13 protein-coding genes and 1 tRNA gene are annotated in these 14,394 nt (G+C 58.2%); 5 read left to right on the top strand and 9 right to left on the bottom strand.

Translation table 11 applies throughout. From position 1 onward, the window contains the following. Positions 1-361: 361 nt before the first annotated feature. From DI396_RS10825 to arsB, 3 genes are read left to right on the top strand one after another with little or no spacing between them, the layout of a single operon-like run. The gene (locus tag DI396_RS10825) at positions 362-694 is read left to right on the top strand and encodes an ArsR/SmtB family transcription factor (protein ID WP_110796228.1); all 333 of its coding nucleotides are present in this window, start codon (positions 362-364) and stop codon (positions 692-694) included. Positions 695-703: 9 nt separating this feature from the next. Continuing rightward, positions 704-1,213 (top strand): arsenate reductase ArsC, encoded by a 510-nt coding sequence (locus DI396_RS10820; protein WP_110796227.1) that lies wholly within the window; start codon positions 704-706, stop codon positions 1,211-1,213. A 33-nt stretch (positions 1,214-1,246) separates the two neighbouring features. Then, entirely contained in the window at positions 1,247-2,314 is a 1,068-nt protein-coding gene (gene arsB / locus DI396_RS10815) for an ACR3 family arsenite efflux transporter (protein WP_110796226.1), read from the top strand. Between the two features lie 157 nt (positions 2,315-2,471). On the opposite strand, the gene DI396_RS10810 is transcribed toward arsB, so the two are convergent. From DI396_RS10810 to DI396_RS10765, 9 genes are all read right to left on the bottom strand, one after another. Continuing rightward, a tRNA-Pro gene (locus DI396_RS10810) sits at positions 2,472-2,548 on the bottom strand. A gap of 60 nt (positions 2,549-2,608) precedes the next feature. Continuing rightward, positions 2,609-3,571 carry a DMT family transporter gene (locus tag DI396_RS10805; protein ID WP_110796225.1) on the bottom strand — a complete coding sequence of 321 codons (963 nt, stop codon included), beginning with the start codon at positions 3,569-3,571 and terminating at the stop codon, positions 2,609-2,611. A gap of 222 nt (positions 3,572-3,793) precedes the next feature. Next, on the bottom strand, positions 3,794-4,900 hold the full coding sequence (gene leuB, locus DI396_RS10800; protein ID WP_110796224.1) for a 3-isopropylmalate dehydrogenase: 1,107 nt from the start codon (positions 4,898-4,900) through the stop codon (positions 3,794-3,796). A 105-nt stretch (positions 4,901-5,005) separates the two neighbouring features. Further along, on the bottom strand, positions 5,006-6,058 hold the full coding sequence (locus DI396_RS10795; protein ID WP_110796289.1) for an endonuclease/exonuclease/phosphatase family protein: 1,053 nt from the start codon (positions 6,056-6,058) through the stop codon (positions 5,006-5,008). Between the two features lie 34 nt (positions 6,059-6,092). Then, positions 6,093-6,932: a hypothetical protein gene (locus DI396_RS10790; protein WP_110796223.1), complete on the bottom strand. Its 840-nt coding sequence runs from the start codon at positions 6,930-6,932 to the stop codon at positions 6,093-6,095. A 383-nt stretch (positions 6,933-7,315) separates the two neighbouring features. Next, positions 7,316-7,921: a 3-isopropylmalate dehydratase small subunit gene (gene leuD, locus DI396_RS10785; protein ID WP_110796222.1), complete on the bottom strand. Its 606-nt coding sequence runs from the start codon at positions 7,919-7,921 to the stop codon at positions 7,316-7,318. A gap of 3 nt (positions 7,922-7,924) precedes the next feature. Next, complete coding sequence (locus tag DI396_RS10780) at positions 7,925-8,770, bottom strand: hypothetical protein (RefSeq protein ID WP_110796221.1); 846 nt, start codon at positions 8,768-8,770, stop codon at positions 7,925-7,927. Beyond that, on the bottom strand, positions 8,771-10,180 hold the full coding sequence (gene leuC, locus DI396_RS10775) for a 3-isopropylmalate dehydratase large subunit (protein ID WP_110796220.1): 1,410 nt from the start codon (positions 10,178-10,180) through the stop codon (positions 8,771-8,773). A 347-nt stretch (positions 10,181-10,527) separates the two neighbouring features. Next, complete coding sequence (locus tag DI396_RS10765) at positions 10,528-11,160, bottom strand: hypothetical protein (protein ID WP_110796218.1); 633 nt, start codon at positions 11,158-11,160, stop codon at positions 10,528-10,530. A 386-nt stretch (positions 11,161-11,546) separates the two neighbouring features. On the opposite strand from DI396_RS10765, the gene DI396_RS10760 reads away from it, so the two are divergent. Beyond that, positions 11,547-12,935: a mechanosensitive ion channel family protein gene (locus DI396_RS10760; RefSeq protein ID WP_110796217.1), complete on the top strand. Its 1,389-nt coding sequence runs from the start codon at positions 11,547-11,549 to the stop codon at positions 12,933-12,935. Positions 12,936-13,010: 75 nt separating this feature from the next. Next, positions 13,011-14,171, top strand: a complete 1,161-nt coding sequence (locus tag DI396_RS10755) for a VPLPA-CTERM sorting domain-containing protein (RefSeq protein ID WP_110796216.1) — start codon at positions 13,011-13,013, stop codon at positions 14,169-14,171. Positions 14,172-14,394: the final 223 nt, after the last annotated feature.

Raw genomic sequence — 14,394 nt, 5'->3', positions numbered from 1 at the left:
TTCTGCAGAATCTCGGCCTATTCGCGCGGGTGTGACGGTGCCGCATTGGCGCCGCCACGGTGGCCCACCTCTTCGCGTGCGTGCGTCTGCCACAAGGCGGGCATGCCTTTTTGTCAGATGCGCGGATATTTTGTGAGGGGAAATCCCCAGTCGTCAAAAGGATCGGGAATTTTCAACGCATTGAACGTGGATGGCACATCGAATTTTCTCGAAGGCGTGCCGGTGGCATCAGGATCTTACCGCGTGAATAGCACCTGCTGTGATGCGTTTGCTTTCACCTATGTGGGGCACTGATGCGGGGATTTGCGCGAGATTGCATTGGGGCTTGACGTGCGGCCATTGTATCTTTAATTCTCGATATATGGATAAAAATACTGCCCTAGATGCCTTTGCGGCACTCAGCCAATCAACCCGTCTCGACGTGTTCCGTTTGCTCATAAAGGCGGGGGAAACGGGGATGTCGGCGGGTGCGATCAGTGACGCCCTCGATGTGCGCCAGAATACCATGTCGACCAACCTGTCTATTCTGGTCCGCGCCGGCCTAATCCGCAGCACCCGCGAGGGCCGCAGCATCCGGTATTTCGCCGATATGGACGGAATGCGCGGCTTGCTTGGTTTTCTGATGGAGGACTGTTGTGGGGGGCGACCGGACCTTTGCCAACCTGTCATCAATGAAGTCGCTTGCGCCTGTTAGGAGGTTGCCATGACCAAGGATGTTTATAACGTCTTATTCCTGTGCACCGGAAATTCCGCCCGGTCGATCATCGCCGAAGCAATTATGAACCGCGAGGGGATGGGCCGGTTCAACGCCTATTCTGCGGGGTCCAATCCGGCAGGGACGCCGCATCCCTATACGCTTGATCTGTTAAAGGGATTGAACCACGACACCGGCTTTGCGCGGTCAAAAAGTTGGGACGAATTTGCCGAACCGGACGCGCCGCAGATGGATTTTGTCTTCACGGTTTGCGATGCCGCCGCCGCCGAGACCTGCCCTGTGTGGCCCGGTCAACCGATGAGCGCGCAGTGGGGTATGCCTGATCCGGTCAAGGTCGAAGGCACCGAAGCCGTCCGCCGCGTTGCATTCTCGGAAACCTACCGGATGTTGCGCAGCCGCATTTCGATTTTCACAAGTTTGCCGATTGGCTCGCTTGACCGGATGGTGTTGCAACGCAATCTTGACGATATCGGCAAAGGCACCGTGGAGGCGGATTAATTCTACCCTTGAAGGATTAATTGAGAGACTAAGATGACTGATATTTCGCGCACCGCTGCGGCAGGGTTGGGCACTTTTGAACGTTGGCTCTCTGTCTGGGTGGCACTTGCCATCGGGGCGGGACTTTTGCTGGGCAATCTATTTCCCGCTGTTTTTGGATTTCTGGCCTCGCTCGAAGTGGCTTCGGTGAACCTGCCGGTGGCGGTGCTGATCTGGGCGATGGTTTATCCGATGATGGTGGGCGTGGATTTCGGCGCCCTGCGGCAGGTCGGCGACAAACCGAAGGGCTTGATCGTGACGCTGATTGTCAACTGGTTGATCAAACCCTTTACCATGGCCGCTCTTGGGGTGTTGTTCTTCAACTATGTGTTTGCCGGATTGATCCCGCCCGAGGATGCGCAGGCCTATCTCGCGGGCGTGATTTTATTGGGCGCGGCGCCCTGCACGGCGATGGTATTTGTCTGGTCGAATCTGACGCGCGGAGATCCCGCCTATACTCTGGTGCAGGTTAGCGTGAATGACGTGATCATGGTATTTGCCTTTGCACCGATTGTGGCTTTTTTGTTGGGCGTGACGGATATTGTCGTGCCGTGGGATACGCTCTTATTGTCGGTGGGGCTCTATGTAATGTTGCCGCTTCTGGCGGGATATGTCACGCGCCGGAAGCTCGTGGCGCAGGATGGGGAGGCGGCGGTCGATGCCTTCAAAACCCGCGTGCAGCCGTTTTCTATTCTCGGGTTGTTGGTCACCGTCGTGCTGCTGTTCGGGTTTCAAGGCGAAGTGATCTTGGCCCGCCCTATGGTCATTGCTCTGATTGCGGTGCCGTTGCTCATCCAATCCTACGGTATCTTTTTCGTGGCTTATGGCGCGGCGCGGGCTTGGGGCATTCCCTTTAATGTGGCCGCGCCCTGTGCCTTGATCGGGACGTCGAATTTCTTTGAGCTCGCAGTGGCAGTGGCGATCAGCCTGTTTGGCCTTGGGTCCGGTGCGGCGCTGGCGACGGTCGTCGGTGTGCTTGTCGAAGTCCCGGTGATGTTGTCATTGGTTGCCTTTGCCAACCGCACCAAACATTGGTTTCCCGCCGACGATCCGGCCGCGTGAGTATTGTGGCCTTATGATAATCTGGGCTGTGACCTGTTGGGATTGTCTGTGCCCGACGGCGCAAAGGCGATCACCATAACGGGCAGGACAGGCGCGATTTTCCGGCGTCGGCCGTTAGCATCGCATTTGACGTCGCCGCGTTTGAGTTGTTTGAAATTGGTCGGGCTGAGAGGATTCGAACCTCCGACCCCCTGCTCCCGAAGCAGGTGCGCTACCAGGCTGCGCTACAGCCCGACCGTGAGGGGCGATTTAAACCCCGCATCGGGTTTTGACAAGACAAAACACGCGGGGCGGTCAGTCGCTTTTGCGGCCGAAGCGTTGCAATAGACTGATACGGGTCAGCGGGATCGGGCCAAAGCGGCTTTGGGTTTTCAGAACCGGCGTGCCGCTGCCCGTGGCGCCATCCTCGCGCAACACGATATAAACGCCGCTGCCGATGATGATCGCCGCGCCGATCGCCGTGTTGAGGTCGGGAACCTCGTCAAAAAAGAGCGCCCCAAACAGAGTGGCCCAAATGATTTGCGAATACTGCATCGGGGCGACGATCACAGCGCGCGACATTTTATAGGCTTGAATCTGCACCAGCAGCGCCACCACCGCAAGGGCGGCGAGCGCCGCCATTCCGGCCATATCGGCGGGGGCGACAGGCACATAGACAAAGGGCAGAATGCAGCCCATCACGATGAAATTGGCCAGCATCGGATAAAGTACCAGAACCGCGCTGCGCTCTTCATGGCCAATTTTGCGCAAAATCACCGAGATCAAAGAGAGGAACACCGCCGCAGAGAGTGCCGCAGCATGGCCAAGCGTGAGGTCCGTTGTGCCGGGGCGCAACACTGCCATAACCCCGCCAAGGCCTACCAGAATCGCGATGCCGCGGCGCCAGCCGATGCGCTCACCCAAAATCGGAACCGCAACCAAAGAGATGATCAGCGGCATGGAAAAAAGGATCGCGTAGGTCTGCGCCAGAGGCAGCGCCGAAAAGGCATAAAAGACGCTAAGCGTTGCGATGACGGTAAAAACCGTGCGCAAGACGGTCCACATCGGTCGGCGCGGGCGCAGATTGCCGTCGGTGCGGTCGCGGATTAACATCAGGGTGGTCAACGGAAAGCCGAAAAGCACCGAGAAAAACACGATTTGGAACGCTGAATAGTTGGCCCCCAATGATTTAATCAACGCGTCATGCACGGCATAAATCGCGAATGCGGCTAATGCAGTGAGCGCGCCGCGCAGGTTGGATGGGAGGGCTTGGGTCATGGTGGCTCGGGGAGGTTTGCTGCAAAAAACGATAGCTGTTCGCGGTGACACTAAGGTGCATGCGATGCGCTGCCTAGGGGATGATATGGATTTGAGGAGTTTCCACATGGCGGCCGGTGTGATGGCCGCTTTGTAGATAAAAACGGCGCGCCCTGTGGCGCGCCGTTTCCATCCGTGTGCCGGTTGTCCGGCCGATAAGTTTTCCGGCCAATGGGCCCCGGATTATAGGGACGCCTCGAGCGCGGCGACAATCGCATCGCCCATTTCTGCGGTGGTCACCGGCGTAACGCCGTCTTCACCCAAAAGATCCGCCGTGCGTTTGCCGTCTGCCAAAACCGTCTCGACGGCTTTCTCAAGGCGGTCGGCCTCTGCGCCCTGGTCAAAGCTGTAGCGCAGCGCCATGGCGAAGCTAAGCACGCAAGCGATGGGATTGGCTTTGCCTTGACCGGCGATGTCGGGCGCCGACCCGTGCACCGGCTCGTAGAGCGCCTTGGGGCGGCCATTGTCCATCGGTGCGCCAAGGCTGGCCGAAGGCAGCATGCCGAGTGAACCGGTGAGCATCGCAGCGGCATCGGACAGAAGATCGCCAAAGAGGTTGTCGGTGACGATCACGTCAAATTGCTTGGGCCAGCGGCACAGCTGCATCGCGCCCGCGTCCGCATACATATGCGACAATTCCACATCGGGATATTCGGCGGCGTGCACTTCGGTGACCACGTCGCGCCACAGGATGCCGCTTTCCATCACGTTGGCTTTTTCCATCGAGCAGACTTTGTTGCCACGCTTGCGGGCCAATTCAAACGCCGAGCGGGCCACACGGGCGATCTCGCTTTCGGTGTAGCGCTGGGTGTTGATGCCCACACGCTCATTGCCTTCTTTGATGATGCCGCGCGGCTCGCCAAAATAGATGCCCGAAGTCAATTCGCGCACGATCATGATGTCGAGACCCGCCACAACGTCCTTTTTCAGCGACGAGAAATCGGCCAATGCGTCAAAGCATTGCGCGGGGCGCAGGTTGGCATAAAGATCCATTTCCTTGCGCAGGCGCAGCAACCCACGCTCGGGCTTTACCGAGAAATCAAGGGCGTCGTATTTCGGCCCGCCGACGGCGCCGAGCAGAACCGCGTCGACCTCTTGGGCCTTGGCCATCGTGTCGTCATGAAGCGGCGTGCCATGTTTGTCATAGGCGCAGCCGCCGACGAGGTCTTCGCTTACGTCAAAGGCCAGATCCCGTTTGTTGCCATACCAGTCAATAACTTTGCGCACCTCGGCCATGACTTCGGGGCCGATGCCGTCACCTGCGAGAATAAGGATCGAGGGGTTCGTCATGTGGATCTGTCCTTCGTGAAAATCTGTTGCGGTCGGCCTATCGCGTTGGTGCGGTCGGGTCAAGAAATGAGGGGGCTGGAGATGACGGGCTATCCCGCACACCGATCAACGAGGGTCGAGATCAACATAGACGAGCCGGTGGCGGCTGGCAGCGGGGTCTTGCAGTATGCCACTGCCGGTCACCTGCAAATCCGAGGACGGCAGGATGTAGCTCAGGCGCAGCAGGCCAGCACGCGCGAATTCGGTGGTGGCATCCTCGCCCGCACTATTGGTCGGGTGCGGATCGTTGAAGCGCGGATCCGCCAGCAAAGCGGTCAACGCCGCGCGCCGTCCTTGGCCTCTGTGCGGGTCGACATTGGCAAGGCCGAGCAGAACCAAGGGCGGGTTAGGCGGCGGACCAAACGCCCCATCCAATAGCCATGTCCAAAACCGTGTTTCGTCGTGATTGCGTTTGCCATTACGATCTTCGTCTTTGTCAAACAGGGGCGGCGTGGCGGCATAGGTCAGCAGCATCAATTCCTGACCTTCGCCCAAATCGACCGGCACGGCCCAATGTCCGGTGGAGCTGAGCCGCTGCGCCGCGAAGGCATCGGGGGAGGGGAAGGGTGCGCCGTCTGGGCTGGTGGGCACCATTGGGTCGGGCATATCGGCCCATAGCAGCGCGCTGTAATCCTTGGCCAGAACGGTCCGGATTGGATAACGCGACAGGATCGCCATGCCGTGTTGGCCCGAATAGTGCCCATACCCTTGAGCGTCGCGGGGAGTACCAAGGCGGCCATCACCCTCCATATCAAGACCGGTGGGCATGCCGGTATTGGGGCGCAGTGCAAAGCGATAGGGCAATGCATGACCGTGCTCTGTGATGCGCTCCGCGAGGGCGGTGAGCGCCTCGGCGTGATAGTCATAGTCAATGTCTTGCAGGGCAATGATATCCGGTGCGGCGCGGGCGATGAGCCGCGCGACAGCTTCGACCTGAGGATCACCTTCGCGGGCTGCTTTCAGCAAAAGCCCCGGCCCCTTACGTGACAATTCGGTGTGGAAGCTGGCGATACGCAGCGGGCCTTGGGCGCATGCGGGTCGCGGAGCAAGTAACAGCAGGATAACCACCAAGGCGCAGATCAAGGCAAGGGGCGCATGTCCAGTATCAGGCACCGCCATGGCACACCGCCAAGGCGGCGCGCGCCGCGATCCATTACGCCGTTTGCAGGGCGTCGTGATTTGCTTCGGCATAGGTCCGGCGGCGCTTTTCCTCGATCATATCGGCGATGCGGCTCATGGCGATACCGCGCATGATCATGCTCGCGGGCAGGAACGCCCATGCCGAAATGGTCCAGATCAAGGTTTGCGGGTTTTGCATGCTGATCGGGTCAATCACGTCTGCTGCGGCTTTGATCACAGCGGGGATGAAGAACGGAAGGAGAAAGCCAAGCACAATGTTCAGGCTGGCATCGCGTTTGAGACGGTGCAAGACATCGCCGCCTGCTGTGGGATCAAACAGGGGCAGGTTGACCCATACATTGAACACGCCGCCACGGGCCGGCCAGCCAAAGATGCGTACCATCGTGACAAAGCAGAACATCGCAATCAACGAGACGAGATAGGCGATGCCTGCGGCGGTGCGCACGGTTGCGACCAATTCGTGGCTGGCATCGGCAGGTAGGGTCAACACGACCAACCGGACCGGCGAATAGGGGAAATCAATGGCATTGCCGAGGATCGCCCCGAGCGATGTGACGAAATGCGTGAAATTGGTCGGATCGGTGAGGCCACGGCAAATTACGGTCAATAGGAAAACGGTGAAGAACAATGCCACAAACCGCAGCCGGTTAAAGGGCGGTGCAAAGCGGAACTCCACGATCGACGGGTATTGGCTAAAGTATTCGATATAGGTCAACAGCCCGGCGAAGATCGCGATGAGCATGACAATTTGCGACGTGTCCGCGACCACCCCCGGTAACAAGAGTGCCGGCGTCGCGATCAAAAACGCGACAAGGACTGCGCGCATAAATGCGCCGAATGTTCGTGCGAGCACTGCTGTGTTCCCTTCAAACTGGCCTGACGCGATACGATGCCGCGTCTTTGTCCCAACTTGATTCCGCCTACTCTGACGGTCTGCCTCAATCTTGCCCAATTTCTGCCTTCTTTCGCTATCTCGCTCAAGGTATTGGTTAACAAGAGTTGAGATTCAGGGCGATTTGAGGGTCAATGTGGTGCGGTATTGCATCAATTTTGGTGCAAGATTAAGGCACATTGATGCGTCCTACCAGATATGGTGGAGCGCGCCAAAGGGGCCACTACGTGACGCAGATTTTCGAGAGGTAAGGCCAAAACAAAGGCCGCCTGCGCGGGACAGGCGGCCTTGGCGGCATATGAGTATCGAGGCACGCGGGAAGACGGCGCGCCTGATATTTCATCTCAAACCCAAGGGCGTTCGGCGCTTGCGTTGGATTCAAAGGCATCGATGGCCGCGCCTTTTTCCATGGTCAGGCCAATGTCGTCGAGACCTTCGAGCAGGCAATGCTTTTTGAACGGATCGACGTCAAATGTGATCACTTCGCCATCCGATGTGGTGATCTCTTGCGCTTCAAGATCGATGGTCACACGGGCGTTTTCCCCTTTCTCGGCGTCTTTCATCAAAAGGTCGACTTGCTCTTGCGGCAGGACGACGGGCAGGATGCCGTTTTTGAAGCAGTTGTTAAAGAAGATGTCGGCGAAGGATGTGGAGATCACGCATTTGATGCCGAAATCCGCAATCGCCCAAGGCGCATGTTCGCGCGAGGAGCCGCAGCCGAAGTTGTCGCCCGCCACCAGAATTTCAGCGCCGCGATATTGCGGTTTATTGAGCACAAAATCGGGGAGTTCATTGCCCTGACGGTCATAGCGCATCTCGTCAAAGAGATTCACGCCAAGGCCCGAGCGTTTGATGGTTTTGAGAAATACTTTAGGGATGATCATATCGGTGTCGATGTTGACCAAAGGCATGGGCGCGGCAACGCCGGTGATTTTTTGAAACTTGTCCATAGGTTAAAACCCTTCGGTTTGTTGTGGCAGGTCTCCGAAAGAGAACCCGATATCGGCGGCGAATTTCGCCATAAAGCTATTGGGATAGGGCGCGACGCGCAGGTGCAGCGCCCTGATCCGTGATGAGTAAAGATGCACGGCTTGGGTTTCATCCGTCAGCCATCCCTCGACCCCGCCATGGGGGTTGAAATAAGCATCGGCCATCGACCAAGGCAGCGGGTTCAACGCGGCAACCGGCAAGGCATGGTGCTTTTCATTATGCTTTTTGAGCATATGGGTCAGCATCCTTGGCCCCAATGTGTTGCGGATGCGTTTGCACGCTTCCATCAACCGGTTCTTGGGTTGCACGCGCATCACCTTGGCTTGCACATCCTCTGGCAACCATTCCGGCACGGTGGTCGGATCAGTCACGCAATCCATCATGTCGTGCAATGCCGCACTGTCTTCGGGCAACCGCATCACGGCGACATTGACCCAACCGCCGTGCTCGCGCCCGACAAGATACCCGTCCTTGGGCCGGAACGGCCGTAGGGCGAGCACATCGGTATCGACACATATGAAATCCGATTTGGAAATCAGATGCAGCGCAAACATGTCGGAAAAGACCGAAGGTTTCACAGACGCAAGGAAGATCCGGTCATAATCGAACACTTCGCGTGCGTGGATGAATTCGACACCCTCAATGGGTGGCTCTGCGAACCCGTCGAGATGAAACAATGCGACCGCGTGGCCCTGATGCACGAACGACGCGAGCGACAGCCGGTCAAGCCAGCGCAGCCGCTCTCCCACCCAAAGCGCGCCAATTGGCGCAAGGGTTTGGTCATCGGTATGCAGGGCCACTTGGCTCATTCAGAGCATCTCGCGCACATCGGTCAGGTGACCGGTGATCGCAGCGGCTGCGGCCATTTCCGGCGATACAAGATGGGTGCGGCCTTTGTAGCCTTGGCGCCCTTCGAAGTTGCGGTTCGAGGTCGATGCGCAACGTTCGTCTTCTGCCAATTGGTCGGGGTTCATTGCAAGGCACATCGAGCATCCCGCCAGACGCCATTCGAACCCGGCCTCCTGGAAGATCGCCGCAATGCCTTCTTCTTCGGCTTGGGCGCGAACAAGACCCGAACCCGGCACGACCATGGCACGCAGGCCGTCTTTGATTTTTTTGCCTTTGAGGATCGACGCCGCAGCGCGCAGATCCTCGATACGGCCGTTGGTGCAGGATCCGATGAACACCGTGTCGATTTCGATGTCGGTCAATTTTTGACCGGCGGTCAGGCCCATGTATTCAATGGCGCGTTTGGCCGCTTCGACCTTGCCGCCCTTAAAGCTTTCCGGCGCAGGCACAACCGAGGTGATCGGCAGAACGTCTTCGGGCGAGGTGCCCCATGTGACCACCGGGGCGATGTCTTCGCCTTTGAGTGTGATGACCTTGTCGAAATGTGCGTCCTCATCAGTGTAGAGGGTTTTCCACCACGCCAAAGCCTTGTCCCAATCCGCGCCTTTGGGGGCATGGGGGCGGCCTTTGCAATAGGCATATGTGGTGTCGTCCGGCGCGATGAGGCCCGCGCGCGCGCCGCCCTCAATGGCCATGTTGCACACGGTCATGCGGCCTTCCATCGACAGATCACGGATCGCTTCGCCGCAATATTCGATGACATAGCCGGTGCCGCCGGCGGTGCCGGTTTCGCCGATCACGGCAAGGGTGATGTCTTTGGCGGTCACGCCGGGCTTCAATTTGCCGGTGATCTCGACCTTCATGTTTTTGGACTTTTTCTGGATCAACGTTTGCGTGGCCAGAACATGTTCCACCTCGGAGGTGCCGATGCCATGGGCCAATGCGCCGAATGCGCCATGGGTTGCGGTGTGGCTGTCGCCGCATACCACGGTCATGCCCGGCAGGGTCCAGCCTTGCTCGGGGCCGACAATATGCACGATGCCTTGGCGCACGTCCGAGACGGGATAGTAATGGATGCCGAAATCCTTGGCGTTCTTGTCGAGGGCTTCGACTTGAATGCGGCTTTCTTCATTGGCGATAACACCGGACACGCGATCCAATGTGGTGGGCACGTTGTGATCCGGCACGGCGATGGTTTTATCCGGCGCGCGCACCGCGCGGTTCGCCATACGCAGACCCTCAAACGCCTGCGGTGATGTCACTTCGTGCACAAGGTGACGGTCGATATACAAGAGGCAGGTGCCGTCGTCGCCTTCATGGGCAACATGGGCATCCCAGATTTTATCATAGAGTGTCTTTGGGGCTGTCATGGCTTGGTCCTCTCCCGTGTGGAGTGTCGGGATTTGCTGTGATGATTGTATGTATCAGAAACTTGGGCCGCATGTGCGTATGGCGCGCGGCAAAACAGGGATCGGTGCCTTATAGGCGTGCCAGAATGGTCAGCGTTGCGCCAAAAAAGCGCCACGGCAGACGGGACCGATCATCCATGTCGAAAATCTGTGTCATAGGAAGCAGATACTATGCGCCGCCGTCTCTATCAAGAGATATGCGCAAACGGGGTTTTGGGCGCGTGGGCCGCCACGGGGTAGGCAAACAAAAAGCCGCCGCCCCAGCGAGGGATCAGCGGCTTTGGTCGTTAGAGATATAGAGGCGTGGCTTAGCCTTTGCGGCGCCGCGCGGCCCCGATCAGGCCCAAACCGCTGAGCAACAGCAAACCGCCGGCTGGCAGCGGCACGGTTGGCAGGTTGTCATAGACGATGAAGCCCGCGATCGCGTTGCTGGGCGAGCTGCTGTCGTAGATGCCAAAACGGTAATCGCCCGCAACCAGATCGCTGAACAGCATCGCGCCAGGGGTGCTGGCCAAACCTGTGGAGCCGCCTACTGCGCCGTCTTGAGAGAACAGATTACAGCTGCCGCGGACGGCAGCGGCAACGCCTGCGCCTGCGCAGAATGTCGTGTCATTGGTCAAACGCGATGTCACGCCGCCGACAGTGTAGTCCAGCGTATAGCCGGTCACATCGCTAAGCGCGCCACTGTAAACGTCGAACGCGTCAAATGCGATTGACCCGGTGCCTTCGAGGGTGAAGTCGACCCAACCGGATACCGGGGCAGAGATCCAATCAAAGTTCATGAAGATCTGGCTTTCGTCGCCGCGGGCGCTGACAAAAATATCGCCTTGCCCAACGCCGGTGCTGACGGATGTCAGCGCCTGAGCCGTGGTGGCAGGCATCGCGGTCAGGGCCAGACCCAAAGCGCAGGTTGCGGCAGCTGTTTTCTTGAATAGGTTCATCGTGTCCTCGTTACAGTTATGCGTAGGGGGGCAGAACCCCTTATGGTTAACCTGTCGGTTACATACGACGCCAAAACGGGTCAATGTTGACGTTAGGAAGTGACCGTCAAACATGTCCGAAATAAGGCCAAATCAGAGCAGGCAAGACATTATTAACCAATTGTTGCGGATATTTGGAGATTCAGTGTTTCGGGTTTGGCGACAATCGCGGAAAGCGTCCGGCGAGAGGGGCCTTCCGCCGGTCGCCGCGCACAATGCCGTGCACAGTAAGGAACGGGATCGGCAAGATACGGCTTTGGCCCCGCAGCTCGGGATCATTGCTTTAGCGCGGCATTCTATGCCTTACTCAATGGAAGGGTTTGCACAGACGAGGGCGACCAAAACCTATGACGATCATTTTCCCGTTTGATATCTCCGCTGTCACCCATGACGCCGCTTTGTCGTTCTGGGAGCGGGCGATGGCATTTGCCGATACCATGATGCGGCCTTGGAATGCCTATCAGATTGCGATTGCGCTGGGCGTGTTTGCGGCGGCGTGGGTGGCGGGGCGGATCATCGGGCCGCGTATGCAAGATTGGATGCGGTCCCGCGAAGGATGGCCAAAATGGCGCATGCGCATTTTTGTGGTGCTGCACCGGCGGTTGGGGCTCATCTTGTTCGTCGGGATGATCTGGGCCCTTGTCTGGATCATGCGGATGACGACGTGGCCAAGCCGTTCTTACCTCTTGGCGGTTATTGCGCAATTGGCCTTTGCCTATCTGGTGATTGCGGTCCTGACGCGTTTGATTTCCAACAAGTTGCTGCGCTCGGCGGTGCGATATGTGGGATGGGTGTGGGTGACGCTGTCGATCCTCGGATTGAGCGATCAGGCCCAAGCCATCCTTGATAGTGCTTCCGTGCATTTGGGCGAAATGCGCCTGTCGTTGTGGATCTTGTTGCAGGCAGGGGTGATTTTGGGGGCGCTTTTCGCCCTTGCGCGTTTCATTTCGGTCAATAGCGCCACGCGCGTGCGCCGCAACGACGACATCAGCCCTTCGATGCAGGTCCTTGTGATCAAATTCATGCAAGTGCTGCTCTACGGTGCTGCGGTGTTTATCGGGTTGCGCACCATTGGTGTGGATTTGACGGGACTGGCGGTGTTGTCCGGTGCGATTGGTGTCGGGCTGGGTTTCGGGCTGCAAAAGGTGGTCTCCAACCTGGTGTCAGGGATTATCATCCTGTTGGATAAATCCATCAAACCGGGCGATGTGATCTCTTTGGGCGAAACCTTCGGGTGGATCAACGCGTTGGGCGCGCGCTATGTCTCAGTGGTGACGCGGGACGGCAAGGAATATCTGATCCCGAACGAGGATTTGATTACCGGGCAGGTGGTCAATTGGTCCCATTCCGACGACTTCGTACGGCTCGATATTTTCTTTGGCACGGCGTATGAGGATGATCCGCATTTGGTGCGTACAATCGCCATCGAAGCGGCGCAAAGCGTCGATCGCGTGCTCAAAACCAAACCCTCTGTCTGTCATGTCGTCGGGTTTGGCGACAGTTCGGTGGATTACATTTTGCGGTTTTGGATTCGCGACCCGACTGGCGGGCTGACCAATATTCGCGGCAATGTGTATCTGGCGCTTTGGGATGCGTTCAAAGAGCATGGCATTTCCATTCCCTTCCCGCAGCGCGAAGTGCGTATGTTAGGAGAGGCCGCCGCGTGCGGCGATGGCGCGTTGCCCGGCGATGCCGGTAAGGGCGCCTCCACATCAGGCAAAGCCGCGTTGGACTGACATCATCGCGCCACTGTTAATACCCTGTCACATTCGCCGCCTAAGGAGGCGTGAACACTGACATAGGGGATTTTCATGTTTGTTACCGATAGACGCACTGCCGCAGTGATCGCCGCGACGTTTTCCACGCCTTTTCTCATGGCTGTGCCGACTGTTGCGGTGGCCGATTGTGCGCAAATTGGCAGCTCCAGCAGCTATGCCTGCCTGACCGATGACAGCGACGGGTTTCGCGTCGATATTGATGGCATTGACGTGACTATCGCGGGCGACGTCACCGTTCGCAATGACAACGACGCCTTGCGCACCAATGCCGATGACCTGACGGTGGTCAATGCCGGCACGCTGATCAGTTCCGAGCAAGAGGGCCTGCAATCCGATGACGGGCTGACCCTCACCAACCTTGGTAGCATCATTGCCGGCGATGAAGGTATCGAGGCTGGAGATGATGCGGTCATTCGCAATTTTGGCCTGATCGAAGGGGTTGATGACGCGCTGCAGGTCGGCACCGACGCTTGGATCGAAAATTTCGGTCTCATCCGCAATGTTGGCGGTGCCGAAGATCCGCAGGATGCGATTGATCTCGACAGCGGCTATATCCTCAATGCGGCAGGCGCCGAAATTTCCTCGATCCAGGATGCGGCAATTGATTTTGACGAGATGGAGGGCACGGTCGATGTGATCGACAATTACGGGCTGATCAGCGGTACCTATGGTGTGCTTGTCGATGATGCCAATACATCGTCACAATGGCTCACTAATTTTGCCGGCGCGAGTTTGACCGGAACGGACGACCGCGCGGCCTATCTCGGCGGGGGGGACGATAGGGTCACGCTTGCCGGCGGTTCGATCCTCAACGGCGGTATTGATTTGGGCGCTGACGATGACATGTTGGTGCTTGGCGATATATCGGCGCTGGGCGGCACGCTTGGTTTGTTCGATGGCGGCGACGGATATGATATCGCGGATTTCGAGGCGACGATGATATCCGACATTCTCGGCGCGGCTTTCTCGGGAGACGCCGCAGTGTTGTCTTTTGCGGATGCGCTGGGCGGCAGGGTTGATGCGACATTCGCCCGTTTCGAGACCTTCCTCTTTGGGGGCGAGAGCTATACCTTGGCCACGCTTGAGGCCGCTTTTGCCGCACCGGTTCCCTTGCCTGCGGGCGGATTGCTGATGCTTGGGGCGCTGGGCGGCTTGGCCGGACTGCGCCGCAGATCGTCGCGCGCCGCCTGCTGATTCTGTCGCAATGATTGCCCATTGGCCCGCCACGCGTCCGCGCGTGGTGGGTTTTTTGTATGTTACGCGGTGTTTTCTGCGTTGCGGCGACAAATTCACGCCGATTGCGCGCCGCCGGATTGAGATTTCCACCCTCCGATGCTATTTAGTAATGGATAGCCCAGCGTCGGGGCCCTGACGACGCTTTGATAAGGAGGACGATGTCCTGTCTCTTCACGTTAGC

The sequence above is a fragment of the Litorivita pollutaquae genome (genome assembly GCF_003205515.1).
In the GTDB taxonomy this organism is placed as follows: Bacteria; Pseudomonadota; Alphaproteobacteria; order Rhodobacterales; family Rhodobacteraceae; genus Litorivita; species Litorivita pollutaquae.
This window is presented reverse-complemented; position numbering and strand designations above follow the sequence as displayed.